The organism is Aeromonas sp. 102P (assembly GCF_051920345.1).
Classification (GTDB): Bacteria; Pseudomonadota; Gammaproteobacteria; order Enterobacterales; family Aeromonadaceae; genus Aeromonas; species Aeromonas veronii.
Window position 1 is genome coordinate 1417150 of record NZ_JBQBCZ010000001.1, and the last position, 26220, is coordinate 1443369.

Sequence of the window (26220 nt, forward strand, 5' to 3'; positions counted from 1 at the left end):
GCGGGCCCTTGCTCATCAGTGTCCCTGCGGGTGGGGCTGTGCCGGCTTGCGGGGACACTGCACCAGCAGGGTATGGATGGTGTAGGTGCTGATCTGGGGGAAGCTCGGGCTAAATCCCCTCATCGGGTCGGTGCCCCCCATGCTCATCTGAACCTTGGTGAAGGTGTGCTGGCTGCGATCGGTTTCCTGATAGCCCTGCGGACAGCTCAAGCTTGCCTGTTGCTGGCAATCATCCGGCGCACTGCACTCGATCTCGAATCGTTGCAGCGAGGAATCTGCGGAGGTGAGCTCAGTGACAGTGGCGGGGGCGCAACCGGACAGCAATATACTGCCCAGCAGGACAATTCTCTGTGACATAAAAGGCGCGTGCTCTGTGGGACAAGAAAAGGGTGGTCGCGTGCCGGCCGGACCCTTGGTATCCCGCGCCGGCCGCCGTATGGGTTAGCGTGACGTTATGCTCAGATCGGACACTGGATGGTCAGCGAGTGGACCGTGTTGGCGATGCGATAGGGCTTGGCTGCTTTGTAGACCTTCTTCTCGTCGTCATAGCTTCCCCCCAGATACTGGGTGCTGTAGAGCGTCTGCTGACGACGATCGGTCTCCTTGTAACCTTGCGGGCAGGTCTGGTTGGCCTGCTGGAAGCAGGCTTTCATGCTGCTGCACTCGATGTAGAAGCCGCGCTGGCTGGTATCGGCAAGGTGCACCGGGGTGACGGTGGGGGCGGGGGGAGACAACAGGGCACAGCCGGAGAGCGTTAGCGCGCCCAGCAGAACGAGATGTTTTGACATAGATAACCTGAACAGGTGGTGTGACAACGTGTGAGGGGGAGTCTATTGCTCCCCCTTCGCTATAGGGGCACCGTTATAACCAGCCGGGGGCGCTCAGGCCAGCCCGCAAATGTAAGAAAATATGACGCCCCCCCCGGGTATGCGCGGCCAGCAGGATGAGCGTTCAAACAATACTTGCCTGAGATTTGTTCCGTTCGATTGCTGCCGCTTGGCAGGCAGAGTGTGGCAGGAGATAGTGATTCATTCAGGTATCCCGTGCTACATTGCCCCACTTGTTACTGGCCTGTAAATCAATGGAGTGACCCATGTCTGCCATCCCCTATTCCGTGCTCGATCTGGTGCCTGTTGCCGAAGGTTCCGAGCCTGCCGAGTCGTTTCGCCGTTCACGGGATCTTGCCCGCCATGCCGAGGGTTGGGGTTACCAGCGCTACTGGCTGGCCGAACATCACAACATGCCGGGCATTGCCAGTGCCGCCACCTCGGTGCTGATCGGCCATCTGGCCGAGGCCACCACCACCCTGCGGATCGGCGCGGGTGGCATCATGCTGCCGAACCACTCGCCGCTGGTGATTGCCGAACAGTTTGGCACCTTGGCTTCGCTCTATCCGGATCGCATCGATCTCGGCCTTGGCCGCGCCCCCGGGACCGATCAGCGCACCATGCGGGCGCTGCGACGTATGCGCAGCGGTGAGGTGGATGATTTCCCAGCCGATGTGCGTGAGCTGATGAGCTACTTTGGCGACGAGATAGGCGCGGTGCAGGCGGTGCCCGGTCAGGGGCTGCATCTGCCCATCTGGCTGCTGGGCTCCAGCCTCTACAGCGCGCAACTTGCAGCGGCGATGGGCTTGCCGTTCGGGTTTGCCTCCCATTTCGCACCCGCCATGTTGCTGCAAGCGCTGGAGATCTACCGTAGCCAGTATCGCCCCTCCGCTCGTTGGCCCAAGCCCCATGCGGTGGTCTGCATCAACATGATTGCCGCCGACAGCGAGCGGGAGGCCCGCTTCCAGTTCACTACCGTGCAGCAGCAGTTCTTGCGCCTTCATCGCGGTGATGCGGGCAAGCTGCCCGCGCCGATCGTCCAGCTTGGCGATGAGTGGTCTCCCCGTGAGCTGATGGCGATGGAGCAGACCTTGGCCCGCTCGCTAGTGGGCAACCCGGAGCAGGTTCGTCATGGCCTCAAGGCGCTGCTGGCGGAAACCCGTGCCGATGAGCTGATGTTCAATGGGCCCATCGTCGATCATCAGGCCCGACTGCGCTCTTTCGAGATTGCCGCCGAGCTGATGCAGAGCCTGTAAGCCATGACGAACCCTACTGTCGCGGTGGATGAAGTGTATTGGAATCCCATGGTACCGGAGCTGTCGGTTACCGATCTGGCTCGAGCTCTGGTTTTCTATACCGGTTTGTTGGGCTTCTCGATCCGCTATCGGCGCGATGACCCTCCTTTTGCTTATCTTGAGCAGCAACAGGTACAACTGATGCTGGAGCAGGTACATCCGGCGGGTTGGCAGGTCGGGGCGCTGGAGCCACCGTTCGGTCGGGGAATCAATCTGCAGATGGAGCTGACCGAGATCCAGCCGCTACTCGACCGCTTGCAGGCTGCCGGGATTGCACTTTTCCGGCAGCCCACTGAGGTCTGGTATCCAGTGGGCGAGATGCTGGCCGGGCAGCGCGAATTTTTGCTGCAGGATCCCGATGGTTATCTGTTACGGTTTGTGCAATATCTGGGGGAACGAGCGGCTGACTGACAAGATCAAAATCTTAACCATCTGATTTTAAAGGACTGTCAGATGTATGTCGGCCATCTGTCGTGTCACCTTTCGTGGCGCAAGCCCTATGCTGGCCCTGTCAATTACCACAAGGAGTTCGAGATGATCGTCAGGAAGTTGAGATTGCAACGGGGTTGGTCTCAGGATCAGTTGGCAACGTTAACTGGTTTGAGTGTCCGCACTATCCAGCGGATCGAGCAGGGGCAGCAACCCGGACTGGAATCTCTCAAGGCCCTGGCCGCCGTCTTTGAACTCGATGTGGCTCAACTGGATGGATCAGAGCAACAGGAGCGCGAGATGAGAGGAAGTGACACTATGGGTCAGGATGCGGTGCAGGTATCGGCAGAGGAGCGGGCGGCAATGCGCTATGTGGAGGAGCTCAAGGGCTTCTATCACCATGTCGCCAGCTACGTGGTGGTGATCTGCGGGCTGTTTGTCATCAACTACCTGAGCAATCCGGAGTACATCTGGGCCTGGTGGCCAACCTTGGGATGGGGGCTGGGACTTGCCTCCCATGCTGTTCGGGTGTTTCAGCCCTTCAAGCTGTTTGGCCCCGAGTGGGAGCGGCGCCAGATCGAGAAGCGGCTGGGGCGCAAGTTGTAACTTCATTCGCCGGAAAACAGGAAGCCTAAAACAGCAAGCCCGGCAGATTGCCGGGCTTTGTGATTGGAGCGGGTTGTGGCCATTCGTGCGGCAGCGACCGCCAGATTGCTGCGTCCCCCCTAGCTGGCGTGAACCGGGCAGGGGGTGGCGATCAGGGCATCATCCTCGTAGCGCCACAGGGTGAGGCTGTTGCCCCAGACACAGCCGGTATCGAGCGCCTTGATATCGCTCTTGCCAGTGTTGCCCATCAGGGCTGCCCAGTGGCCGAACACCAGAATGGGGTCGTCCACATGGTGTTCACGCTGTTCGAACCAGGGACGCAGCCCCGGGGTCGACTCCTTGGGCCCCTTCTTGCATTTGAAGTCGAGACGACCGTCGAAATAGCAGAAGCGCATTCGGGTGAAGGTGTTGATGATGTAGCGGTAGCGGTCGATACCGACCAGATCATCTTTCCAGCCATCGGGCTGGTCGCCGTACATGTTGTGCAGCAGCCAGCTGTACTGGTCACCGCGTAGCAGGCTCTCTACCTCGCGGGCGCAGTTGCGCGCGGTGCGGACATCCCATGCGGGGGAAATCCCGGCATGCACCATCATGATGGGCAGATCCGGATGTTCGGCCAGTAGCGGGCGGTGGCGCAGCCACTCCAGCAGTTCATCCCGATCCGGGGCATCCATCAGGCTTTGCAGCTTGTCTTTCTTCTTGAGCGGTGCAACGCCATCGGCGACCGCCAGCAGGTGCAGGTCGTGGTTGCCGAGCACGGTAACGGCACGGTTGCCCAGCCCTTTGACAAAACGCAGGGTATTGAGGGAGTCCGGGCCGCGGGCGACCAGATCGCCGCAGAGCCAGAGCACGTCATTTTCGGGATCGAACGCGGCAAGATCCAGCAGACGGCGCAAGTCGTCGTAACAGCCCTGGATGTCACCGACAAAACAGTTCGCCATGAAACCTCAGTTGATAATATTGGGGATAGCCAGCGTGAAGGGGGCGATGGGCGCCTCAAACTGCTGACCAGAGCCATCTTGCAGGGTATAGCTCCCTTCCATCACCCCAAGCGGGGTCGCCAGCGGCACGCCGCTCTGGTAGCGGTAGGTCTCACCTTCGGCAATGACGGGTTGTTCCCCGACCACGCCCGAGCCTGCCACTTCCAGCATCTTGCCATTGGCATCGGTGATGAGCCAGCGCCGATGCAGCAGTTGCACCGGGCCGGGCCCCAGATTCTCAATCTCGATCAGATAGTGAAACTGGTAAGGGTCTTTGGAGCCCGCCACATACACGGGGTATGGGCGGATCTCGATGTGCGGGAGTGCCACAGGATCAGGCCTGTTGCTGATCCGCCAGCCAGTTGGCGATCATGACAAACTGCTCGAGGGAGAGATTCTCCGGGCGCAGGTTGCCATCGATACCAAGCTCGGTCAGCTGGGCGTCGGTGATGAAGTTGGAGAAGCTGTTGCGGATGGTCTTGCGACGCTGGCCAAAGCCTTCGGTACAGACGCGATTCAGACAACGAATGTCTTTCGCGACTATGGTCGGATTTTTATGCGGGATCAGGCGAACTACGGCAGAGTCCACTTTCGGCGCCGGTTTGAAGGCGCCCGGGCCCACTTCCAGCACCGGCACCACCTGGCAGTAGTACTGGGTCATCACGCTCAGACGGCCATAAGCCTTGCTGCCCGGGCCGGCGGCCAGACGCAACACCACTTCCTTTTGCAGCATGAAGTGCATGTCTTCTACCCGATCAGCGAACTCGCACAGGTGGAAGATGAGCGGGGTGGAGATGTTGTAGGGCAGGTTGCCGAAGATTCGCAGCGGCCCCTTGCCTTCACCCATCAGGGTGCCGAAGTCAAAACGCATGGCGTCCGCTTCGATGACGGTCAGCTTGTCTTTGAGGGTCGGGTGCTCGCGCAGGCGAGCTGCCAGGTCCCGGTCAAGCTCGACCACGGTCATTTTGTCCATCTGGGCGGCGACCGGCTCGGTCAGCGCGGCCAGACCCGGACCGATCTCCACCAGATTCTGACCCGGCTGCGGGTTGATGGCGGCGACGATTTGATCGATCACATACCGGTCGTGCAAGAAGTTCTGACCGAAACGCTTACGGGCCGTGTGGCCCATGTGCACCTTACTGCTCATATCTTTTTTTCTCTACCATCTTGATGGCGTGGTTAATCGCGGTGACAAGGCTGCCCGGATCGGCCAGGCTCTTGCCTGCCAGATCCAGCGCGGTGCCGTGATCCACCGAAGTGCGGATGAAGGGAAGCCCCAGGGTGATATTGACCGAACTGCCAAAGCCCTTGTATTTGAGCACGGGCAGCCCCTGGTCGTGGTACATGGCGAGTACCGCATCCGCATCCTTGAGGTATTTCTCCTGGAACAGAGTGTCGGCCGGCAATGGGCCGACCAGATCGATCCCTTCCTGGCGCAGCGTGGCCAGAGCGGGTTCGATCACGTCAATCTCTTCACGTCCGAGATGGCCACCTTCCCCTGCATGGGGGTTGAGGCCGCAGACGTAAATACGGGGTTTGGCGATGCCAAACTTGGTGGCGAGATCCTCATTGAGGATCCGGATCACCTTGCCGAGGCGATCCTCGGTGATGGCCATCGCCACATAGGCCAGCGGAATATGGGTGGTCGCCAGTGCGACCCGCAGCCCCTCGGTTGCCAGCATCATCACCACATCGGCGGTGTTGGATTGCTGGGCAAAGAACTCGGTGTGGCCGCTGAACGAGACCCCGGCCTGGTTGATGATCCCCTTGTGCACCGGCCCGGTCACCACGGCGGCAAATTCGCCGCTCATGTTGCCATCGCAGGCACGCTGCAGGGTTGCCAGCACATAGGCGCCATTGCCTTCGTTCAGCTCGCCCGGCACCACGGGGGCGCCGAGGGAGACCGGACAGACGGTCAGGGTGCCCGCCCGTTGCGGATGAGCAGGGACGGTTGCGTCATAGGGCTCAAGCTCGATGCTGAGTCCAAGCAGGGTTGCCCGCTCGCGCAGCAGCGCCGGATCGGCGATCACCACCAACTGGTGGGGCCAATCCTGCTGGGCAATCTGCAGCACTAAGTCCGGGCCGATCCCGGCCGGTTCGCCCGGGGTAACGGCAAGGCGACGGCAGCTCATCAGCTACCGGCTCCTTCGATCTGGATGTAGGCTTCGTCACGCAGTTCATCCAGCCACGCCTGGGACTCTTCCACGAAGCGACGGTTGTAGATCAGCTGGTAGGCGCGCTGCTCCTGAGCCTTGTCGGTCGCATCCTGGCTGCGGTGATCTTCCACCTGCACGATGTGCCAGCCATGGCTGGTACGGAACGGGGCACTGATCTGGCCCGGTTGCAGACGGTTGACCATGTCGCGGAACTCGGGGACATAGACGTTGGGATCAGACCAGCCCAGTTCGCCACCCTGCACCGCAGAGCCCGGATCTTCGGAGTACTTCTCCGCCATGCTGGCGAAGCTGGCCTTGCCGCTCTTGATGTCGTGCAGAATGCCATCCAGCATCCCCTTGGCTTTCTCTTCGCTCAGGATGATGGAGGGCTTGATCAGGATGTGACGTGCCTTCACCTCGGTCTGCATCACTTGTTGCTGACCCTTGCTGTCGAACACTTTGACGATGTGCAGGCCGGCGCCGGAGCGCAGCGGGCCGACGATGTCGCCCTTCTTGGCACCTTGCACCGCTTCCGCCATCAGGGTCGGCATCTCTTGCGGGCTCATCCAGCCCCAATCACCCCCTTCCAGCGCCTTGGGACCATTACTCTCGGCAATGGCCAGTTTGCGGAAGTCGGCACCTTGCTTGAGGGCGGCCAGAATGCGCTCGATCTTGCTCTTGGCGGCATCCAGCTGGGCGGCAGTGGGGTTGTCCGGCAGGGCAATCTGGATATGACCGACGTGGTATTCATCCTGCTGTTGACCCTGTTTCTTCAGGATCTCCACCACCTGCTTCACCTCCTGCTCGGAGATGTTGATGCGACGGCGCACCTGGTTGCGGCGTACCTCGTTCATCAGGATCTCGCGGCGCACCTCTTCCCGATACTGGGCATAGGTCATCCCTTCACGGGCCAGCTGGGCACGTAGCTGATCCAGGGTCATCTTGTTATCGGCGGCGATGCCCTGAATAGCCTGTTCCAGCTGGGTATCGCTGATCTTCAGCCCCTGGCGCTCCGCCAGTTGCAGTTGCAGGCTCTCCTGGATCAGACGGTCCAGCGCCTGTTTGCGCAGGGTGGCATCGTCAGGCAGGGACTGGCCGCTCTCCTGGGCGGAGAGTTTTACCTTGTTGACCAGTGCGTCCTGTTGGCTGGACAGCACCACGTCCTTGTTGACCACGGCCAGCACCTTGTCCATCAGCTCGGGGGCCGCCAGTGCGGCCTGGCTCATGGCGCCAAACATACCCGCGGTCAGCAGGGCAATCAGGGTCTTTTTCATATCCATCTCTCAAGGCTGGGCCAGCATCATTGCTGACCTTTCAGATTAAACGGGCGAACATAGGGCAACAGCTCGGTATCCAGGGTGACACTGCGGCCACCGGTACCCACGCTGCCAAGTCCCTTCATTTCAAACTGCAGACCAATGACTTTTTCCGAGCGTGACGTGAGAACATTGTTTTCCCACTGTGGCTGGTTGTGCCACTCCAGGCTCATATTGATGCTCCAGCAGCAGGAGTCGTATTTGACACCGACCTTGCGGTCAATGTTCACATCCTGCTTGATATCACGGTAGTAACCGCCATACATCTGCCACTGATCGGCGATCGGAGCCATCATCACCAGACCCGCCTGGCTCAGATCTTCTGCCAGCGCTGTGTTGGTCGGATAGAGATAGTCCAGGTTGCCATCCTTGATGTAGCGGTAGTTGGCCTGGGTGGTCAGCTTGCCGGTCCGGTATTCGACCGCACCGTTGCCAGCCGTAAATTCCCCCTCGGAGGTGTCGTACTGGGTCCCCGCATGGGCAAACCACTCATCGGTGATCCGGGCATCCCCCTCGAATGAGAGCAGGGAGCGAGCGTTGGTACTTTCCGGGTCGGACGGGTAGAGGCGCACTTTGGGTGCTGTCATCTCAAAGGCCTGGGCCACCGCCAGACGCAACCGTTCATCACCTACGTTGTCGTAGATCCGGCTGGTCAGGCCTGCGGTTACCCGGTTGGCATCGCTGATGCGGTCGAGACCGGCAAAGCGGCGATCGCTGAACAGGCTGTAGTAATCCTGACGGGTGGTGGTGGAGTCGTAGATCCCGATCTCGTCCTGATCCCGATAGGGAACGTAGAGATACTGGAATTCGGGTTCCAGAGTCTGGGTACCCTTGCCATCATACCAGTCGAGCGGGCGATCGAAGTTGACGCCTCCCTTGAGGCGGAAGGAGGGCAGAGTACGGGTAATGGTGCCCTCTTTCAGGGTCAGCTGTTTGCTGTCTGCATCGGTGAAGCGGCTGCGGTCCTGGCTAACCAGATTATCGGGTACCTCCTGGTTGTAGGAGGTAAACATCAGCTTGTACTGGCTGGTCAGGTAGTAACCCGGTGCATCCACCAGAGGCACGGTCAGAGTCGGTGCCAGATGCAGACGGGTGGCAGTGTAGCGCTCACCGGCTTGCTGAGTGTTAGCGTTACCACTGTCATAGCCAAACTTGGTTAGCTCGCTGTTCCAGGCCAGATCGAACCACTTACCCTGTTGATAGTAGTTGTAGTCGATACGCGGCAGCATCTCGTGGGGCAATGGTACGTCGGGACGCAGAATTTGATAACGGCGGATCTCTGACGTCAGGTTCCAGTTCTGCTGGTAGTAGCCGGCAGTAAAGGATTGCTGCAACTGGCTGTCGACCTGAGTGCCCACTTGCGGGCTGAAGTCGTTGAAGTAGTTGTAATCCTTGTCCCGCACCTGGGTGTAGTCGACGCCAAAGCGCAGTGAACCATCCATCAGGGTTGAGCCGTGACGGACATTCATCAGGTAACGATGGCCATCTGAAAGATTGGAGTTGCTTGGGTTGTACTGCTTGTCATCCGCCAGATTTTCAAAGTACAGAATACCTGCATGTGCGGGGTCCGGCATGTAGCGGAACTCCACCTGCTCCATCAGGCCGCGTTTATCCATAAAACGGGAGGTGATGGTGGCATCGTAGTTGGGAGCTATGTTCCAGTAGAAGGGCTGGGTGATATCCATGCCGTTGCTGGAGCTTTGCTTGTAACCCGGGTAGAGCAGACCGGTCTTCCGCTCATCCTTGATGGGGAAGTTGATATAGGGGAAGTAGAACACCGGGTAGTCATAGAGCCAGAGGCTGGCGTTCCAGGCTTCGCCGAACACCTCTTTCTGGTCGATGTCGATGCTGCCCGCCTTGAGGGTCCACACTTCCTGACCGGGGGGGCAGGTGGTGTACTGGGCCCCCTCCATGGTGATGTTCTGGTTGTTGTTGGTCATCACCACGCGCTTGGCAAAGCCGCGCACCGGTGAGCCATGCACCTGATACTTGCCCTCTTCCAGTTCGGAGTTCTTGGTATCCAGGTTGGATTTGAGGGTCTTGTCGCTGGTGACGGTCACCTGACCGTCGTTGTAATAGATGTTGCCGATGGCGATGACATCCCGGCTCTTCTGGTCGAGTTGGGCATAGTCGGAGTCAAACTTGCGAACACCCTGACGAACCTTGACGTCACCTTCATAGACGGCGGTGCCGCCCTGTTTGGCCTCGAGACGGTCGGCATCAACCTCGACCGGCTGCGCGTTGGCATCCTGATCCGATGCAGGCTTCTCTATCTTGGGAACATAGTCATAGCAGAGACTATCGAGAATGCCGGTGGCTGGCGGCGCTTCGAACGGGGCCGCCTGCACCATCATAGGGGTGAGTGCGGGGGCCAGGCTGATAGTCAGGGCGATGGGATAGCGGTACCCCAGTGTCCATTTTGTCATGTGAAAGACTCGTGCAATCCGTGATAGATACGGTTGATCCAAGGCATGCATTTTACGACAGGTTTCATCGAGTTGACATTGCATGTCATTGCTTTATGTTAGCCGGCAATGATAAAGCATTATTGCGGCCAGGGCTAACAGCCAAGTGCTGCTTTCCACCTTGGTCCTCTACTTATGCACGATCGCGATTCCCTGCTATTGCAGTGGGCACGCCGTATTTCCGGTGATGCCAGTCTTCACTTGACCCTCATTTCCGGTGATGCCAGCTTCCGCCGCTACTCTCGTGGTGGTGGTCTGGTGTGGGTGGATGCCAATCCGAAAACCGAAAAAAATCATGAATTTGTTCGTAACGCGGCGGCCTTGCAGGCGCGTCAGCTGTTGGCGCCAGAGGTGAAGGCGGTGGACTACGAACAGGGGCTGCTGGCGGTCAGTGACCTGGGCGATACCCAGCTGATCAGCTGCCTGAACGAACACAATGTGCTGGCCTGGTATGGCAAGGCGATTGATTTGCTGCCCCGCCTGGGGGCGGTTGAACTGGCGCTTGAACCCTTCGATGCGGCTTTTATGGCGCGGGAGAACAGCATTTTCCCCGAGTGGTTGCTGGGCCAGCATCTGCAGCTGACTCTGAGCCATGAAGAGCAGCAACTGCTGGACGAGACCTTTGCCTGCCTCACCGCCTGCAATCTGGCCCAGCCGCAGGGGGTGATGCATAGAGATTTCCACAGTCGCAACCTGATGGTGTGTGGCGGGGATACTCCCGAGAGCAGCCGGCTGGCCATCATCGATTTTCAGGATATGGTCATCGGGCCGCTTACCTATGACTTGGTTTCCCTGCTGAAAGATTGCTACGTGCGCTGGCCGGACGAGGTGATCAATGAAGGGATGCGTCACGGCTTTGCCACCCTGCAACAGGCGGGTCTGCTTGGCGAGCTAGATTATGCCAGTTTCCGTCGTGATGCCGACCTGACCGGCATGCAGCGACACCTCAAAGCGGCCGGAATCTTCACCCGGCTCTATCATCGCGACGGCAAGTCCGGCTATCTCAAGGATATTCCCCGCACCCTCGGCTATGTGGTGGATGTCTGTCGCACTCATGGTAGTGCCTATCCGGTATTGGCCCGTTTTGGTCAGTGGCTGGAGCAGGTGGTTTTGCCGGGGATCGCCAATGCTGGAGTTAAATCATGAAGGCGATGATCCTGGCCGCTGGCCGTGGCGAGCGGATGCGCCCGCTGACCGACCTGCTGCCCAAGCCACTGTTGGCGGTGGGGGGAAAACCGCTCATCGTTCATCACATCGAAAAACTCAAAGCCGCTGGCGTGACCGAGTTGGTCATCAACCACGCCTGGCTCGGCTACAAGCTGGTCGAGAGCCTGGGTGATGGCAGTGCGCTTGGTGTGACCATCCACTGGTCAGCCGAGGAGAGCGCGCTGGAGACCGCGGGCGGCATCGTGCAGGCGCTGCCACTACTGGGGGCAGACCCTTTTCTGGTGCTCAACGGCGATACCTGGCTCGATCTCGATTATCACACACTGGTCAGCCAGCCCCTTGGCGATGATCTGGCCCACCTTTGGCTGGTGCCCAATCCGCCCCAGCACCCGAGCGGGGACTTTGCCCTGCAAGAAGGGCGAGTCATGGATACGCCAGCGTTTACCTTCAGCGGGGTCGGACTATATGATCCGGCGGCCTTTGCCGGTCTCGCGGGCGGTGCCCGCAAGCTGGCGCCCCTGCTCCGTGACTGGATGGCGCAAGGGCGGGTGGGCGGCAGCCTGCTCGCTGGCGAGTGGCGCGATATCGGCACGGTCGATCGACTGCGCGAGCTGGATGACCAGCTCCAGGCCCGCACTCATTAACTTCAAGAGGTCTTGAACCATGCGTATTTGGGGTAAGGTGCTGGGCGCCTTCTTCGGTTTTCTGCTCGGCAACATCATTGGTGCCCTGATTGGCCTCTGGATCGGCCACCGTTTCGACCGTGGCATGGGGTTGCAGGGGGCGTTTCGTCGCGGCCCGAGTCAGGAGCAGCAAGCCGTCTTTTTCCATGCCACCTTCTCGGTGATGGGTCACATCGCCAAGTCCAGCGGTCAGGTGACCGAGCAGGAGATCCGGGTTGCCTCCAACCTGATGGATCGGATGCGGCTGGCGGGCGAACAGCGTGCCCGGGCGCAGGAGTCGTTTCGTCTCGGTAAAGAGGCCGACTTCCCGCTGCGCGAGACCCTGGCCGAGTTCCGCCGTGCCAGTCTGGGGCAGCGCGATATCCTGCGCTTCTTCCTCGAAGTGCAGTTGCAGGCGGCCTTTGCCGACGGGCGGGTGGAGGAGGGCGAGCGCGCCATTTTGCACACCATCGCCGACGAGCTGGGTTTCAGCCGCATTGAGTTGGCCCGCATTCTGGCGATGGCCGAAGCGCAGATGAACTTCTTCAATCAGGCCCATGGCCAGTATCAGGGGGGCCATTCCGGTGGTCAGCAGTATCGGCAGGCGGCACCCTCTGCGGATCGCCTCAAGAATGCCTACCAGTTGTTGGGGGTAAGCGAGAGCGACAGCGATCAGGATATCAAGCGTGCCTACCGCAAGGAGATGAGCAAGCATCATCCGGACAAGCTGGCCGCCAAAGGGCTGCCGCCGGAGATGATGGAGATGGCCAAGGAGAAGACCCAGGAGATCCAGCAAGCCTGGGAGTGGATCCGCGAGGCCCGCGGCATCCGTTAAGCGCCAGAATCTGGCTGTAATAGACAATAAAAAGCCCCGCAGCAGTGCGGGGCTTTGCTTTGCCGTGTGGCGCTGGCCGGGTTATTTGGCCGGAATCGCTTCCAGCACGTGCACCAGCAGTTGCCAGAAACGCTCGACTGCCGGGATATGTACCTTCTCGTCAGGGGAGTGGGCACCGCGGATGGTCGGGCCGAAGGAGACCATGTCCCACTCCGGATAGGCGCTCTTGAATAGACCGCACTCGAGACCGGCATGGATCACCATCACGTTGGGCATGGTGCCGAACAGGGTCTGGTAGCTGTTGCGTACCAGCGCCATGACGGGGGAGTCCACGTTCGGCGCCCAACCCGGATAGGCCCCGGTGAATTCGCAGCTGGCTCCCGCCAGGGTGAACAGGGAGCGGGTCATCTGCTCGATGCTCTCGCGGCCGGAGTTAATCAGGGAGCGGATCAGGCACTGGACGTACACTTCGCCATCCTGAGTCTTGATGACCCCCAGGTTGGTAGAGGTCTCGGTCACGCCGGGCATGGCATCGCTCATGCGCATCACGCCGTTCGGGCAGGCCATCAGGGCATTCAGCAGGCGCTGCTGCAGAGAGACGCTCATCAACTTGGCCGGTTTGGCGGCGCTGTTAACCAGCACGGTCAGGTTCGGCTCGGTGGCGGCCAGTTCGGTCTGGTAGATACCGGTATAGCGGTCAACCAGCGCCTTGAACTCGTTCACGCTGGCAGCGGGCACCTGCAGGGTGGCACGGGCTTCGCGCGGGATGGCGTTGCGCAGAGTGCCGCCGTGGATCTCGGCCAGACGAACACCCAGCGGCTCGGCTGCTTTGAGCAGACGCACCAGCAGCTTGTTGGCATTGCCACGACCGCGATGGATATCGCAACCGGAGTGACCGCCACGCAGCCCTTTTACGGCCAGTTCGAACGCTTCACCTTCAGCAGCATCAACCAGCTCGAGCGGGAAGCGGATATTGGCATCCACACCGCCAGCGCAGCCCATATAGACTTCGCCATCCTCTTCGGAGTCGGTGTTGAGCAGAATTTTGCCCTCCAGCCAGCCCGCTTCCAGACCGAAGGCGCCGGTCATACCGGTCTCTTCGTCTGTGGTCAGCAGCACTTCCAGCGGACCGTGCTTGATGGTCTTGTCAGCCAGTACGGCCAAGCAACCGGCCATGCCGATGCCGTTGTCGGCACCCAGAGTGGTGCCACGGGCAGTGACCCACTCACCATCGACATAGGCATCGATGGGATCGGTCGCGAAGTCGTGTTTGGTGTCGGCGTTGGCCTGCGGCACCATGTCGATATGGGCCTGCAGTACCACGGCTTTGCGATTTTCCATCCCCGGGGTGGCCGGTTTCTTGATGATGATGTTGCCGACCTTGTCCTGCTTGACCGCCAGACCTTCCCCTTGAGCCCATTGGATGATCCAGGCGCTCAGTTTGGCTTCATGTTTGGAAGGGTGGGGGATGGAGCAGATCTGTTCGAAGAAATGCCAAATCAGTTTGGGAGAGAGAGAGCTAAGCTGTGCCACGTCGGGACTCCTTACCAGCACGGAATTAACAGGGCCCCATCAGCGGGCCGGGGAAGAGGATAACGATAATACAGTCAATCACACAAAAATGTGAGCAATCAGCGCAAATCGCAGGCAGCTTGTGCTGGCTGATGGCAACCAGGCAGTACGATCGTCAGGTTCGGACGACGCTGACCGATAGAAAAGAAAATGTGTGACCGATCTCACAAAAATATTGAATTTAACGCACCGACTGGTAAATTAGCTCCCGTGGTTCGCCACCCGTCAGGATGACGATGAAAGCCTCCAGGGAACCGAAGCAAAGCAAGTGCGCCTCCATGGAACCGAGTGTTCGTTCAAGGATTTGAGCCCGCATTAAAGGTACGTAACTTGTTAAGCAATCAGGAGTTTCAATATGCCAGGCAGCAACTCAACCTATTGGTTTGCCCCCTCTTTGTATACCCAGGGTTTCAGCTACCCTAATCCCTTCGTCACTCGTCGCTAAGACGAGCTGCCCAACCAGGCAGAGGCGAGAAAGCAGCAGGTGCGTGAGGTAAATCCTCCCCCTGCTATTTTTTTATCTGCGATTTGCCGCACAGCCCATCTGGACTCGGCAGCAGGGACGGCAGGTTAGTCGTTTGGCGCTCTAGATGGGCCGAATGGAGAGGGTGATGCCGATTTTTCCTGTTTTTGGCATACGTTTGCCAGGCATTTTCTTTGCAAACGGTGCTATCATATCGGCCCAACAGCCTGTCCGCGGTTTGGACACATCATCTAACCGATCGCCGGATAAGCCCATCTTGCTTCCATTGTTATCAGATTTGCTGCCGAGGCTTAGCCCTGAGGCAGCCGAAGTGCAATCTGAATTCAGTCGGGCAAGGGCCACCATTTACTGGCATCCGCAGGGATAATTGCGGATGTTGTTATTTTAAGTGATTGTTTTTAAATAACTATTCGAGATCGATAACATGCCGAAAAAGTTCTATGTGTCGTGGGACAACCTGCAACGTGAAGCTCGCCGTCTGGCCCGTCGTCAGCTGCCTGTCAGCCAGTGGAAAGGTATCATCGCGGTCAGTCGTGGTGGTCTGGTGCCCGCAGCCCTGATGGCCCGTGAACTTGGCATTCGTAATGTGGAAACCCTCTGCATCTCCAGCTATGACCATGACAGCCAGCGCGAGCTGGTGGTCGTGAAGGCTGCCACCACCGCCGGTGACGGGGAAGGCTGGCTGGTGGTGGAAGATCTGGTGGACACCGGCACCACCGCCAAGGCGATCCGCGAGCTCTACCCGAAAGCCAAGTTCATCGCGATCTTCGCCAAGCCGATGGGCGAAGCGCTGCTGGACGATTTCGAAGTGGCGATCCCGCAGGATACCTGGATCGAACAGCCATGGGATATGGCTCTGGAGTTCGCCACACCGATCTGCGACGAAAAGTAACAGGATCGGGATGTGACGCTCGCTGCGTCCATTGGTCGCAACCGGCAATAATGGTTTCACAGGGCTCCAATTTGGAGCCCTGTTTTTTTGTGTATCAATCTGTTGCAGGGTGGCTGATGGGCAGTAAAAGTGGTTAAGATGAGCTATTGCCTGATATGAATGGGACACTATCTTGGACTTGAACGAAGACCTAAACCTGACCGAACAGCTCTTTACCCGCGTCAAGAAGGTATTGGAAACATCCGAGATCTCCAACTCCAGTGCGGCTGATCTGGCGCAAGCCGAGTCAGACGAGATGTTTATCGACGGCTCCATGTCAAAGAGCTGGTATCGCCTGCTGCGCCGCCCCTCCTGGACCTGGCAGGGGGCTGATCCCATCGAAGTGGAGCAGACCCTGGCCCGTATCGCCATGGCGACCGGCGAGCGCACCCATGACTGCTATCTCGATACCATCAAGGGCTATGTGCCCGGCAACTGGATCTACGAATGGAGCCAGGTGGCTGGCAACTATTTCAAGCAGGGCCGCGAACTGCACGAGAAGGGGGATACTTCTGGCGCCCTGAAGCAGCTGCTCAAGGCGGTGCGCTACTACTCCATCGCCAGCTATCCCCACCTCAAGGATGATGAGCTGGCGGATCAGGCCCAGCTGCTTGGCAACATGGCCTATCGCGAGGCGGGCCGCCTGTTCAAGGTGCCGCTCAAAGAGATCCAGGTGCCTTTTCGCGGCAAGCATATTCAGGGTTATCTCCACCTGCCGACGACCGAAAAACCGGTGCCGCTGGTGATCATCAGCGGCGGGATCGACTCCCTGCAGCTCGATTTCCTCAACTTCTATCTCAAACGGCTCGAGCCCAACGGTATCGGCATGCTCTCCCTCGATATGCCCGGGGTCGGCTATGCCGAGCATTGGCCGCTGGTGCAGGATACCAGTCGTCTCCATCAGGCGGTGCTCCATTACCTCTCCGAAGTGGCCTGGGTCGATCATCAGCGTATCGCCATGGTGGGGATGCGTCTGGCGGGTAATATCGCAGCCAGACTGGCCTTTATCGAGCCGTTCAAGCTGCGGACCGTGGTTTGTGTCGGCGCCGGGGTCAATCAGGTGTTTACCAATCAGGAGCTGTTTGCCAAGTGTCCGCGCATGATGCGGGACAGTCTGGCCAACCGGTTGGGGGCGGATGCGGCGCAGTGGGACGGCATGCGTACCAAGTGCCAGGTTTTTTCACTTAAAACACAAGGATTACTGGGGACTCGCACCTCTGTGCCGATATTGAGTATTGGACACAAGCGAGATTTTATTTGTCCCGAGCAGGATGTACGGGCATTGGCGGCGGCCAGTCGTAACGGCAAGGCCATCGTTTTCGACAAACAGCCTTTGCTGGAGGTGTATGACAAGGCACTGGACGAAATCGTCGAGTGGCTGAAACAGCATTTGTGTACCTGACATTGCGCTAAAGAACTGACGCCATCCCGAGGTGGCGCGGCTTGTTTAACAGGGAGGTTAACATGTCTGAAAGAGTGACCTACAAGCGACTGCTGAGGCAGTTTGCTGCCATTGGCCCCTATTTGCGCGAAGATCTCTGCGAAGAGGGGCGTTATCGTTTCGACTGCCTGTCGGTCTGCGTCAGCGCCAAGCCGGCGCCGGACAAACGGGAGTTCTGGGGCTGGTGGCTGGTGCTGGAGCAGGACGATCACCACTTCCGTTACCACTATCAGCTCGGTTTCTACAATGCTGATGGTGAGTGGCTGGACAAGCCGATCCCCAAGAAGCACCAGGTAGAAGTGGAGCGGACCCTCAACCGTTTCTACAAGCTCATCAGCGACAAACTGACGGCTCTGGAGTGTCAGTTAGCGCCAGCGGATCAGGTCACCAATGAGTTGACCGTGACCGCTGCTTGATCCCTGATGCCCGGCGAGCAGCATCCTGCTGTTTGCCGGGCCATCAGTCAGCCATCTCCCCTTCCGACTGCAATCATCCGGGCTTTGCCCCATCTCCTCACCCCGGCGTTAATTGCCTTGCAGGGCTCCATAGCCGTGGGTATAAAGATATTCCTTACTTTTTTAGCCTTTATGCTCCCATGGAAAACAGAACCATAGTCGTCAAGTTGGGCACCAGCGTGCTCACAGGGGGGTCTTCCCAGCTCAATCGTGCCCATATGGTCGAGCTGGTCAGACAGTGTGCGGCCTTGCACCGTCACGGCCACAGGGTCGTGGTCGTCACATCAGGGGCTATCGCCGCCGGGCGTGAACATCTGGGTCACCCGCCACTGGCGCCAACCCTGCCCAACAAGCAGATGCTGGCGGCGGTTGGTCAGACCCAGCTTATTCGGGTATGGCAGGATCTGTTCAACCTCTACGGTCTGCATATCGGCCAGATGCTGCTGACCCGCGCCGATCTGGAAGATCGGGAGCGCTACCTCAACGCCCGCGACACCATGCGCACCCTGCTTGATCACCGCATTATTCCGGTCATCAACGAAAACGACGCGGTGGCGACCGCCGAGATCAAGGTCGGCGACAACGACAACCTCTCCGCGCGGGCCGCCATTCTGGCGGATGCGGATCTGCTGATCCTGCTAACCGATCAGAAGGGGCTCTTTACTGCCGATCCGCGCACCAATCCCGATGCCCAGTTGATTGAAGAGGTGCAGACCATCGACGATACCTTGCGCTCGCTGGCGGGTGACAGTGTCAGCGGCCTCGGCACCGGCGGCATGGCCACCAAACTGCAGGCCGCCGATGTGGCCCGTCGAGCTGGTGTCAACGTGGTGATCGCGACCGGCCAGATGCCGGAGGTGATCGGCCGTCTTGCCAAGGGCGAGCGTATTGGCACCCTGTTCCCGGCGCTGGCCTCCCCGCTGGAAGGGCGCAAGAGCTGGATCCTGGCAGGCCCGCCCCCTCACGGCGAAGTGCATGTGGATCAGGGGGCTGTCGCCGCCATGAAGGATAAAGGCTCCAGCCTGCTGCCCAAGGGGATTGTCGCCGTCAAGGGCGACTTTATTCGGGGCGATGTGGTGCGCATTCTTGATCCCAAGGGCGCCGAGCTGGCCCGTGGCATCTGCCGTTACGACCATCTGGAGCTGGAGAAGCTGCGCGGCGTCCACTCGGATCAGATTGAACAGGTATTGGGCTATGGCTACGGCTCTGTGGCCATCCATCGAGACGATATGGTGCTGCTCTAATCAGGGCGGCATGGCATGAACAAAGGAAACCGAGATGAGTCTGGAGAAAATGGGGCAGGCGGCCCGAGAAGCCGCCTATCAGCTGGCTACCATCAGCACGGCGCAGAAGAACCGGGCGCTGGCCGCCATCGCTGACGAGCTTGAGGCGCGCTGTGAGCAGATCCTCGTAGCCAACGCGAAAGATATTGCCGCCGGTCGTGAGGCAGGCTTGTCAGAGGCGATGCTGGATCGCCTGCTGCTCAATCCAGCCCGGTTGGCCGGGATTGTGGCGGATGTGCGCAAGGTAATTACTCTGGATGATCCGGTCGGCGCCGAAATGGATAGCCGGGTGCTGGAGAATGGCCTGCGGCTCTCCCGTCGTCGGGTGCCCATCGGGGTTATCGGCGTCATCTACGAGGCGCGTCCCAACGTCACCATCGACATCGCCAGCCTCTGCCTCAAGACCGGCAACGCCAGCATACTGCGTGGCGGGCGCGAGACCTTCCACTCCAATCTGGAGCTGGTGCGGGTGATCCAGCATGCGCTGGCGGCCTCCGGCCTGCCCGAGGCGGCGGTGCAGTACATCGACAACCCGGATCGGGCGCTGGTTGGCGAGTTGCTGCGTCTCGACCGCTATGTGGACATGATCATCCCCCGTGGCGGTGCCGGCCTGCACAAGATGTGCAAGGAGAACAGCTCCATCCCGGTCATCATCGGCGGGTTCGGTATCAGCCATATCTTCGTCGACGAGAGTGCCGATCTGGTGCGCTCTCTGGCGGTCATCGACAACGCCAAGGTGCAACGCCCCTCCGCCTGCAATGCCCTCGATACCCTGCTGGTGCATGAGAAGGTGGCTGCCACCTTCCTGCCGCAGCTGGTGACGCTGATGAACGAGCGCAAGGTGACGCTGGTCGGCGCGGCCAACGCCATGACGCTGCTGGCAGGCGCCGACAACCTGTGCGAGGCGGGGCCGGAGGATTTCGATACCGAGTGGCTGGGACTGACCCTGGGAGTCAAGCTGGTGGCGGATGTGAACGAGGCGCTGGCCCATATGCGCGAGCACAACGCCGGCCACTCCGATGCCATCCTGACCAACGATCTGGCCAACGCCGAGCGTTTTGTCAATGGCGCCGGTTCGGCGGCTGTCTATGTGAACGCCTCCACCCGTTTCACTGATGGTGGCCAGTTTGGTCTGGGCGCTGAAGTGGCGGTCTCGACCCAGATGCTGCATGCCCGTGGCCCCATGGGGTTGACCGAGCTCACCAGCTACAAGTGGGTAGGGCAGGCCGATTACCTCAGCCGCGCCTGATAACCGGTTGTGTCAGATACAAAAATGCCGACTCTTGGGTCGGCATTTTTTTCGCGGGTATCGTGCCGATACCACGCAGTGCGATATCCCTCGGGGTTATTCCCCGTGATAGAGCGCCTTGTCACCGTGCTTGAGCACATAACCCTTCCAGATAAAGAGGGTGTAGCCGCTGCCCTGCCACGACCAGTTGCCCTCCGCACCTTGACGGGTCAGCGCAAGCAGCTCGCCACTTGGTAGATGCAGTTCGGCCTGCGTCTGATCGGCGTTGAACAGCACGAAGGCGCTGCTGGTCTGGCTGGCATCGGTTGGATTGAGCCGGATACCCTCTTCAAAAAGGCGCACACATTTGCCTGTGAGCGCTGACCACTGATAGCCCGCACTGCCGATACAGCCGTGGCTGTCACGATCGCTGCCCACCAGATGTTGTTCCGGTGTACTGCATGCCGCCAGCAGCAGAGAGGCGGCCATCAGGGTCAAGGTGCGCATGGTTACTCCTGAAGATCCCGTTCGATGACGATGTTGGAGAATCCCAACTCTTTGAAGTAGTTCTCCTGGTAATCCTTCACGCTTTTCTTGTCACGGCGACAAACCTGAGCCAGCTGGGCCTCCATAGCGTGAAAACTGGTGAGATCCAGCCCTTCGGCAGCTGCGATGGCGTCGTAGATGCTGCGGAACTTGTCGTTCGCGTAGCCGATCTCTTTGGCCTGTTTTTTATAGGTATACGTAATCTTAAAGGCCATCTTGCCCTTCCTTCTTCGATTTGGCTTGCTTGCGCTGGACGTAGAGGTAGAGGCTCTCTACCTTCTCCCGAGCTCTGTGCGTCTTGCGCAGGGATGTCAGGCCGGATTTAAACACAGTCAGGGCCTTTCAGCTTGGTCTGCTTGCGTTGTACATACAGATAGAGACTCTCTACCTTCTCCCGAGCTCTGTGCGTCTTGCGCAGGGATGTCAGGCCGGATTTAAACACAGTCAGAGCCTTTCAGCTTGGTCTGCTGGCGTTGTACATACAGATAGAGGCTCTCTACCTTCTCCCTGGCCCAGGGGGTCTTGCGCAAGAACTTCAGGCTGGACTTGATGCTGGGATTATCGGTGAAGCAGCGGATATTGATCTGCTGCCCCAGCTCTTCCCAGCCGTAGTGTTCGACCAGCGCAGTGACGATGGCTTCCAGCGTCAGCCCGTGCAGCGGGTTGTTCTTCTGCGAGGCGTTCGGTTGCTCGCTCATGCCTGCTCCGCCAGCTTGGCAAAGGGCTGACCCATGCGGGTGGTGACGCCATTGGCCAGATGGGGCTCGAAACCGGCCAGCATGCCCGGGCCAAACAGGCAGACCACGGTGCTGCCCAGCTTGAACAGGCCCATCTCGGCACCTTTTTGCAGGGTAATGGCCTCGTCGCCGGTGTAGTCCCAGCGCACCACCTTCTTCTCTTTGGTCGGCGCAATGTTGCCAGCCCAGATGGTCTCGATGCTGGCCACGATAGTGGCACCGACCAGTACCAGCGCCATGGGGCCGTGCGGAGTGCGGAAGGTGGCGACCACACGCTCGTTGCGGGCAAACAGGTTCGGCACGTTCTCGGCGGTAAGCGGGTTGACGGAGAAAAGATCCCCCGGCATGAACACCATGCTCTCCAGCACACCGTCCAGCGGCATGTGGATGCGGTGATAATCCTTGGGCGCCAGATAGATGGTGGCGAAGTCGCCATCCTTGAACGGCGCCACCAGATCCTCATAGCCGCCCAGCAGCTCGCGAGCGCTGTAGTCGTGGCCCTTGGCCTGAATGATGCGACCCTGCTGGATGGAGCCGAGCTGGCTGACGGTGCCATCCACCGGCAGCGCCAGGGTCATGGCATCTTCTACCACCGGGCGGATACCGGGCTTGAGCTCGCGGGTGAAGAACTCGTTGAAGCTCTTGTAGTGGGCCGGGCTCTCGTGCAGCGCCTCACTCATGTCGACCTGATACTGCTTGATAAAAGCCTCGATCACTTTGGTAGTGATGTTGCCCGCTTCGGCGGCAGCAAACTTGCCGATCAGACGGGAGAGGGCGTGCTTGGGCAGACAGTATTGACCGGCAATTTTCAGGTTGTCAGTAATGCTCATGTTCATCATCAACGTAGGTTTATTAGGGTCACAGGCGCGCTTGCTGGCGACCGTGACGGGCTTCCTGCATGGTTTCCAGGATGCGGTGATAGTTGTGGAAGCGATCGGCGCTGATGGCGCCCGCGTCGACCGCGGCGCGCAGGGCACAGCCGGGATCGTCCTTGTGGGTACAGTCGCGGAACTTGCAACCACCCAGATAGTCGCGAAACTCGACGAAGCACCAGGTGATGCGGTCGGCCTCCAGATGCCAGAGGGCGAACTCGCGGATCCCCGGGGAGTCGATCAGATCGCCACCGCTCGGGAAGTGGTAGAGCCGCGCCGTGGTGGTGGTGTGCTGGCCGAGCCCCGAGTTTTCGGAGATCTCGCCGGTGAGTACATCCAGCCCCGGCATCAGGGCGTTGGTGAGCGACGACTTGCCCACCCCGGACTGGCCGACGAAGATGCTGATCTTGTCGGTCAGAGCGGCTTTAAGCTCATCCAGCCCTTCGCCGCTCTCGCAGCTCACCAGCAGCACCTCGTAATTGAGTTTGCGGTAGGTTTCGAGCTGGCCTTCGATGCGCGATCTGGCGGCATCATCGAGCATGTCGACCTTGTTCAGCACGATGAGGGGGCGGATCTCCACATCCTCGGCGGCCACCAGATAGCGGTCGACGATGTTGGTGGAGAACTCGGGCATCACCGCCGAGACGATGATGATCTGGTCGATATTGGCGGCGATGGGTTTGACCCCGTCGTAGAAGTCCGGCCGGGTCAGTACCGAGTGGCGCGGATGCACCGCCTCGATGACGCCCGCTGTCGCGGCATTGAGGCCGGGACGCCACACTACCTTGTCGCCACACACCAGACTGCTGATGCTGCTGCGCCGCAGGTTGCTGCGGTGGATGGTGCCATCGACCGCTTCCACGTCTGCGTGCTGACCAAAACGGCTGATCACCACCCCTTCGATGGCGGGGCCAAACAGGGTGTCATCCACCACTGTGGTGTGATCTTTTTGCAGCCGCCGTTCGCGGTTGGCCTGGACGCGCCTTTGTTGACCCAGATTGAGTTTTGCTTTCTTTGCCACTCGATTCGCCAGTTTATGAACAGATCCAAAGCCAGTATGATACATGCAAATTGGCAAAATTCCGCCATTCCTCCCAATAGAGAGAGCAATCATGACAGTCAGCGCGCAGAACCTGGTATGGATCGACATGGAGATGACGGGTCTCGACCCCGAAGAGAACGTGGTACTGGAGATTGCCACCATAGTCACCGACAAGGATCTGAACGTACTGGCCGAAGGGCCGGTCATTGCCATTCATCAGAGTGATGAAGAGCTTGCCAAGATGGACGAGTGGAACGTCAACACCCATACCAAGAGCGGTCTGGTGGCCCGGGTCAAGGCGAGTCAGCACGACGAGGCGAAAGCCATTGCCGAGACCCTCGACTTCATTCGCCAGTGGGTGCCGGAGCGCACCAGCCCGCTGTGCGGCAACAGCATCGGTCAGGATCGCCGCTTCATGGTCAAGCACATGGCCGAGCTGGAAGCCTTCTTCCACTACCGCAACGTCGACGTCAGCACCATCAAGGAGCTGGTACGCCGCTGGCAGCCGGAACTGCTGGATCAGTTCAAGAAGAGCGGTACCCATCAGGCGCTGGACGATATCCGCGAATCCATCGCCGAGCTGCAGTTCTATCGCAGCCACGTCTTCAAGATCTGATTCCCCGGCAAGGGGTTGTCATACTCTGGCTGCTAAAATCGACAGTTCGGCCAGCTTTTGAGCGAACGCGCGCAACCAGACAAAAAAGCCCTTGCAATTGGAATGACTGCTCTTATAATTCGGCTCCCGTACAGTAGCGCAAGCAACCAAATGCTGTACGGCCTGTTTTAAGGTAGTTGCGGGAATAGCTCAGTTGGTAGAGCACGACCTTGCCAAGGTCGGGGTCGCGAGTTCGAGTCTCGTTTCCCGCTCCAAAAATCTGATGATGACACTGGTGCAAACCAGCCCGATGCGGGAATAGCTCAGTTGGTAGAGCACGACCTTGCCAAGGTCGGGGTCGCGAGTTCGAGTCTCGTTTCCCGCTCCAATCATCAGCCAGCCTAAAGACAACCAAATTGTTGCGGGAATAGCTCAGTTGGTAGAGCACGACCTTGCCAAGGTCGGGGTCGCGAGTTCGAGTCTCGTTTCCCGCTCCAAAAAATTTGTAAGTGATATTCCGATGCGGGAATAGCTCAGTTGGTAGAGCACGACCTTGCCAAGGTCGGGGTCGCGAGTTCGAGTCTCGTTTCCCGCTCCAATCACTTGCAGATGACATTCTGTTGCGGGAATAGCTCAGTTGGTAGAGCACGACCTTGCCAAGGTCGGGGTCGCGAGTTCGAGTCTCGTTTCCCGCTCCAAACATTTGTAAGTGACATTCCGTTGCGGGAATAGCTCAGTTGGTAGAGCACGACCTTGCCAAGGTCGGGGTCGCGAGTTCGAGTCTCGTTTCCCGCTCCAATCACTTGTAAATGACATTCTGTTGCGGGAATAGCTCAGTTGGTAGAGCACGACCTTGCCAAGGTCGGGGTCGCGAGTTCGAGTCTCGTTTCCCGCTCCAATCTCTCTTCGAAGTTTTCATAATCCCTTTGAATTGCCCTTCACATCGCGCTGCGATGCTTTGTCGTATCTGGCGTTTACTCAGCGTGTCTCAGCCGCCTTCTGCAAACAGGGGGGGGGACTCTGTGGGCTGATCGAGGCAAGCGGTTGTGACAGGTGGTGGAAGGCGAGAATTGCGGGCAAAAAAGAGGAGGGGCCTTGGCTCCTCCTGCATGATTCACTGGCGCGGGCTTAGACCAGAGTAACGTTCTCAGCCTGAGGGCCTTTTTTGCCCTGGGTCACAGTGAACTGGACTTTTTGACCTTCAGCCAGGGTTTTGAAACCGGTGCTCTGGATGGAGGAGAAGTGAACGAATACGTCCGGACCTTGGGATTGTTCAATAAAGCCAAAACCCTTGGTTTCGTTGAACCATTTTACCTGGCCGGTGCGAATGTCAGACATGTGCTAAATCCTATCAATAACAAAATGAAACTAAGCCCGTGCTGGGCTGCATTTGCCTTGCAATCAGGGGTTGGCTCATGACTGACCACGTCTCTTTGTCCCAGTAGCACGTAGAACAATCCCTGTCTAAAGCACAAACGATTGTACGTTAGCGCCGATCCTTGTCAATTTGACCCCTTTCGTTTTTTGAACAAGCTAAAAATATTGTGAAGTCAGTAGCTTATTTGAAGATATTTGACTGAAAAAAACGGGAAGCCAGCGCCTCCCGTTTTTGTTATTCCTTGAGGGCGAACCCTTCGCCCTGCCGGTCGTAGCGGTAGACTGCCTGACCGTAGGAGCGGATCTCCACCCGCTGGATGCGGCGGGTGTCGTCCACCAGGATGAAGATAGAGCGGCCCGATTGCAGGCGGGTCAGGGGGCGATCCGGCCCCTCAATGGCGATCAGGCGGCTCAGCTCGGCACCCGGCAACTCGAATTTACGCCAGATGGAGTAGAGGGTTTCACCCGCCTGCACATCGTGTTGCAGCCAGGTGCCGTTGACCTTCTCTTCGACCGGCTTGGCTGCCACGGGCGCACCGCCTGCCGCGCCATTACCGACAGTTAGAGCTTGAGCAGGTACGGCCAGCGGCACTTCCAGCGAGCCGGAAGGGGCTGCTTTGGGAGCGGATGGTGCCGGCTCCCAGGCCAGTACCAGCAACCAGAGCGGGATCAGGATCAGCAGACCTATGGTGTTTTTGTGGGGCAACGGGCTGGACAGCTTGAATTTGCCTGCTTTGGCATCCTGGCGACGTTGGCCGAGGTTGCTCATCCCTTGGCCAAAACGTTGGCGCAGGGACAGGGTCGCGGCATTGATGCGATGGAGCAGGGATCCTTGTGATTCGTCTTGGCGACGCTGCTGGGCTCGTCTGTTATGGCCTCGTGGGCGACGGTCCGGGGTGGGCACGGCATTTACCTCTCA

The 26220-nt window shown here is 59.1% G+C and carries 29 protein-coding genes and 7 tRNA genes; 19 read left to right on the top strand and 17 right to left on the bottom strand.

All coding sequences use genetic code 11. The features are described 5' to 3' along the window. Positions 1–15 precede the first annotated feature (15 nt). Both ACTG1K_RS06800 and ACTG1K_RS06805 read right to left on the bottom strand, forming a co-directional pair. Positions 16–357: a hypothetical protein gene (locus ACTG1K_RS06800; RefSeq protein ID WP_103250442.1), complete on the bottom strand. Its 342-nt coding sequence runs from the start codon at positions 355–357 to the stop codon at positions 16–18. Positions 358–458: 101 nt separating this feature from the next. Continuing rightward, a complete protein-coding gene (locus ACTG1K_RS06805; protein ID WP_019444893.1) occupies positions 459–788 on the bottom strand; it encodes a hypothetical protein in 330 nt (109 codons plus the stop codon). 305 nt (positions 789–1093) lie between these two features. Here ACTG1K_RS06805 and ACTG1K_RS06810 point away from each other — a divergent pair, with 305 nt between their 5' ends. The 3 genes from ACTG1K_RS06810 (at position 1094) to ACTG1K_RS06820 (ending at position 3157) form a co-directional block, all read left to right on the top strand. After that, positions 1094–2083, top strand: coding sequence for a luciferase-like monooxygenase (locus ACTG1K_RS06810; protein ID WP_335820242.1), 990 nt, complete (start codon positions 1094–1096; stop codon positions 2081–2083). Between the two features lie 3 nt (positions 2084–2086). Further along, positions 2087–2533, top strand: coding sequence for a bleomycin resistance protein (locus tag ACTG1K_RS06815; RefSeq protein ID WP_193557492.1), 447 nt, complete (start codon positions 2087–2089; stop codon positions 2531–2533). Positions 2534–2656: 123 nt separating this feature from the next. Continuing rightward, the gene (locus ACTG1K_RS06820; RefSeq protein WP_021231934.1) at positions 2657–3157 is read left to right on the top strand and encodes a 2TM domain-containing protein; all 501 of its coding nucleotides are present in this window, start codon (positions 2657–2659) and stop codon (positions 3155–3157) included. Between the two features lie 119 nt (positions 3158–3276). On the opposite strand, the gene ACTG1K_RS06825 is transcribed toward ACTG1K_RS06820, so the two are convergent. The 6 genes from ACTG1K_RS06825 to lptD are packed head-to-tail and all read right to left on the bottom strand — an operon-like array spanning position 3277 to position 10035. Beyond that, a complete protein-coding gene (locus ACTG1K_RS06825; RefSeq protein WP_005358331.1) occupies positions 3277–4098 on the bottom strand; it encodes a symmetrical bis(5'-nucleosyl)-tetraphosphatase in 822 nt (273 codons plus the stop codon). Positions 4099–4104: 6 nt separating this feature from the next. Beyond that, entirely contained in the window at positions 4105–4467 is a 363-nt protein-coding gene (gene apaG, locus ACTG1K_RS06830) for a Co2+/Mg2+ efflux protein ApaG (protein ID WP_150998434.1), read from the bottom strand. Positions 4468–4471: 4 nt separating this feature from the next. Next, complete coding sequence (rsmA, locus tag ACTG1K_RS06835) at positions 4472–5284, bottom strand: 16S rRNA (adenine(1518)-N(6)/adenine(1519)-N(6))-dimethyltransferase RsmA (protein WP_005339016.1); 813 nt, start codon at positions 5282–5284, stop codon at positions 4472–4474. Further along, positions 5274–6269 carry a 4-hydroxythreonine-4-phosphate dehydrogenase PdxA gene (gene pdxA / locus ACTG1K_RS06840; RefSeq protein WP_440004988.1) on the bottom strand — a complete coding sequence of 332 codons (996 nt, stop codon included), beginning with the start codon at positions 6267–6269 and terminating at the stop codon, positions 5274–5276. Before pdxA ends, rsmA begins: the two co-directional genes overlap by 11 nt. Beyond that, a complete protein-coding gene (gene surA, locus ACTG1K_RS06845; RefSeq protein WP_440004989.1) occupies positions 6269–7567 on the bottom strand; it encodes a peptidylprolyl isomerase SurA in 1299 nt (432 codons plus the stop codon). Before surA ends, pdxA begins: the two co-directional genes overlap by 1 nt. Before the next feature lie 26 nt (positions 7568–7593). Next, the gene (gene lptD / locus ACTG1K_RS06850; RefSeq protein WP_440004990.1) at positions 7594–10035 is read right to left on the bottom strand and encodes an LPS assembly protein LptD; all 2442 of its coding nucleotides are present in this window, start codon (positions 10033–10035) and stop codon (positions 7594–7596) included. Positions 10036–10209: 174 nt separating this feature from the next. Between lptD and ACTG1K_RS06855 the strand changes: the two genes are divergently transcribed. Genes ACTG1K_RS06855 through djlA form a run of 3 tightly spaced genes read left to right on the top strand, consistent with a single transcriptional unit; the run spans position 10210 to position 12738 of the window. After that, on the top strand, positions 10210–11220 hold the full coding sequence (locus ACTG1K_RS06855) for an aminoglycoside phosphotransferase family protein (protein WP_440004991.1): 1011 nt from the start codon (positions 10210–10212) through the stop codon (positions 11218–11220). Next, positions 11217–11885 carry an N-acetylmuramate alpha-1-phosphate uridylyltransferase MurU gene (murU, locus tag ACTG1K_RS06860; protein ID WP_440004992.1) on the top strand — a complete coding sequence of 223 codons (669 nt, stop codon included), beginning with the start codon at positions 11217–11219 and terminating at the stop codon, positions 11883–11885. Before ACTG1K_RS06855 ends, murU begins: the two co-directional genes overlap by 4 nt. Before the next feature lie 19 nt (positions 11886–11904). Continuing rightward, the gene (gene djlA / locus ACTG1K_RS06865; RefSeq protein ID WP_005358354.1) at positions 11905–12738 is read left to right on the top strand and encodes a co-chaperone DjlA; all 834 of its coding nucleotides are present in this window, start codon (positions 11905–11907) and stop codon (positions 12736–12738) included. Positions 12739–12819: 81 nt separating this feature from the next. Here the strand turns inward: djlA and ACTG1K_RS06870 are convergent, their stop codons facing one another. Beyond that, positions 12820–14271 carry an aminoacyl-histidine dipeptidase gene (locus tag ACTG1K_RS06870; protein WP_425857015.1) on the bottom strand — a complete coding sequence of 484 codons (1452 nt, stop codon included), beginning with the start codon at positions 14269–14271 and terminating at the stop codon, positions 12820–12822. A gap of 947 nt (positions 14272–15218) precedes the next feature. On the opposite strand from ACTG1K_RS06870, the gene gpt reads away from it, so the two are divergent. From gpt to ACTG1K_RS06895, 5 genes are all read left to right on the top strand, one after another. Further along, positions 15219–15686, top strand: coding sequence for a xanthine phosphoribosyltransferase (gene gpt / locus ACTG1K_RS06875; RefSeq protein WP_005339007.1), 468 nt, complete (start codon positions 15219–15221; stop codon positions 15684–15686). A 172-nt stretch (positions 15687–15858) separates the two neighbouring features. Beyond that, positions 15859–17127: an esterase FrsA gene (frsA, locus tag ACTG1K_RS06880; RefSeq protein WP_425857018.1), complete on the top strand. Its 1269-nt coding sequence runs from the start codon at positions 15859–15861 to the stop codon at positions 17125–17127. Positions 17128–17189: 62 nt separating this feature from the next. Next, positions 17190–17582, top strand: coding sequence for a sigma factor-binding protein Crl (gene crl / locus ACTG1K_RS06885; RefSeq protein WP_005339003.1), 393 nt, complete (start codon positions 17190–17192; stop codon positions 17580–17582). Between the two features lie 179 nt (positions 17583–17761). After that, a complete protein-coding gene (gene proB / locus ACTG1K_RS06890) occupies positions 17762–18865 on the top strand; it encodes a glutamate 5-kinase (protein ID WP_042080580.1) in 1104 nt (367 codons plus the stop codon). A gap of 34 nt (positions 18866–18899) precedes the next feature. Continuing rightward, positions 18900–20153, top strand: a complete 1254-nt coding sequence (locus tag ACTG1K_RS06895) for a glutamate-5-semialdehyde dehydrogenase (RefSeq protein ID WP_440004993.1) — start codon at positions 18900–18902, stop codon at positions 20151–20153. A gap of 96 nt (positions 20154–20249) precedes the next feature. Here ACTG1K_RS06895 and ACTG1K_RS06900 read toward each other — a convergent pair whose 3' ends face one another. The 6 genes from ACTG1K_RS06900 to rsgA form a co-directional block, all read right to left on the bottom strand. Then, the gene (locus tag ACTG1K_RS06900) at positions 20250–20639 is read right to left on the bottom strand and encodes a hypothetical protein (RefSeq protein ID WP_236367561.1); all 390 of its coding nucleotides are present in this window, start codon (positions 20637–20639) and stop codon (positions 20250–20252) included. A 2-nt stretch (positions 20640–20641) separates the two neighbouring features. Further along, positions 20642–20893 (bottom strand): DUF2960 domain-containing protein, encoded by a 252-nt coding sequence (locus tag ACTG1K_RS06905; RefSeq protein ID WP_005338984.1) that lies wholly within the window; start codon positions 20891–20893, stop codon positions 20642–20644. Continuing rightward, entirely contained in the window at positions 20883–21008 is a 126-nt protein-coding gene (locus ACTG1K_RS06910; protein ID WP_362793967.1) for a hypothetical protein, read from the bottom strand. The genes ACTG1K_RS06905 and ACTG1K_RS06910 overlap by 11 nt, the downstream gene beginning before the upstream one ends. 104 nt (positions 21009–21112) lie before the next feature. Next, positions 21113–21376: a VF530 family DNA-binding protein gene (locus ACTG1K_RS06915; RefSeq protein WP_440004994.1), complete on the bottom strand. Its 264-nt coding sequence runs from the start codon at positions 21374–21376 to the stop codon at positions 21113–21115. Beyond that, positions 21373–22245 carry an archaetidylserine decarboxylase gene (gene asd, locus ACTG1K_RS06920; protein WP_440004995.1) on the bottom strand — a complete coding sequence of 291 codons (873 nt, stop codon included), beginning with the start codon at positions 22243–22245 and terminating at the stop codon, positions 21373–21375. The genes ACTG1K_RS06915 and asd overlap by 4 nt, the downstream gene beginning before the upstream one ends. A 28-nt stretch (positions 22246–22273) precedes the next feature. Continuing rightward, positions 22274–23308 carry a small ribosomal subunit biogenesis GTPase RsgA gene (gene rsgA / locus ACTG1K_RS06925; RefSeq protein WP_440004996.1) on the bottom strand — a complete coding sequence of 345 codons (1035 nt, stop codon included), beginning with the start codon at positions 23306–23308 and terminating at the stop codon, positions 22274–22276. Positions 23309–23399: 91 nt separating this feature from the next. Here rsgA and orn point away from each other — a divergent pair, with 91 nt between their 5' ends. The 8 genes from orn to ACTG1K_RS06965 all read left to right on the top strand — a co-directional run bounded on the left by orn (position 23400) and on the right by ACTG1K_RS06965 (position 24822). Beyond that, on the top strand, positions 23400–23945 hold the full coding sequence (gene orn, locus ACTG1K_RS06930) for an oligoribonuclease (RefSeq protein WP_151285918.1): 546 nt from the start codon (positions 23400–23402) through the stop codon (positions 23943–23945). Between the two features lie 178 nt (positions 23946–24123). Further along, positions 24124–24199: transfer RNA gene (locus ACTG1K_RS06935), tRNA-Gly, on the top strand. A 37-nt stretch (positions 24200–24236) separates the two neighbouring features. Beyond that, positions 24237–24312 (top strand) — tRNA-Gly (locus ACTG1K_RS06940). Between the two features lie 33 nt (positions 24313–24345). Continuing rightward, positions 24346–24421 (top strand) — tRNA-Gly (locus tag ACTG1K_RS06945). Positions 24422–24446: 25 nt separating this feature from the next. Next, positions 24447–24522 (top strand) — tRNA-Gly (locus ACTG1K_RS06950). A 24-nt stretch (positions 24523–24546) separates the two neighbouring features. Beyond that, a tRNA-Gly gene (locus tag ACTG1K_RS06955) sits at positions 24547–24622 on the top strand. Between the two features lie 24 nt (positions 24623–24646). Continuing rightward, positions 24647–24722, top strand: a tRNA-Gly gene (locus ACTG1K_RS06960). A gap of 24 nt (positions 24723–24746) precedes the next feature. Continuing rightward, a tRNA-Gly gene (locus tag ACTG1K_RS06965) sits at positions 24747–24822 on the top strand. Positions 24823–25052: 230 nt separating this feature from the next. On the opposite strand, the gene ACTG1K_RS06970 is transcribed toward ACTG1K_RS06965, so the two are convergent. Continuing rightward, positions 25053–25262 carry a cold-shock protein gene (locus ACTG1K_RS06970; protein ID WP_005338972.1) on the bottom strand — a complete coding sequence of 70 codons (210 nt, stop codon included), beginning with the start codon at positions 25260–25262 and terminating at the stop codon, positions 25053–25055. A 274-nt stretch (positions 25263–25536) separates the two neighbouring features. Then, positions 25537–26205 carry a LysM-like peptidoglycan-binding domain-containing protein gene (locus ACTG1K_RS06975; RefSeq protein ID WP_159162970.1) on the bottom strand — a complete coding sequence of 223 codons (669 nt, stop codon included), beginning with the start codon at positions 26203–26205 and terminating at the stop codon, positions 25537–25539. Between the last annotated feature and the right edge of the window lie 15 nt (positions 26206–26220).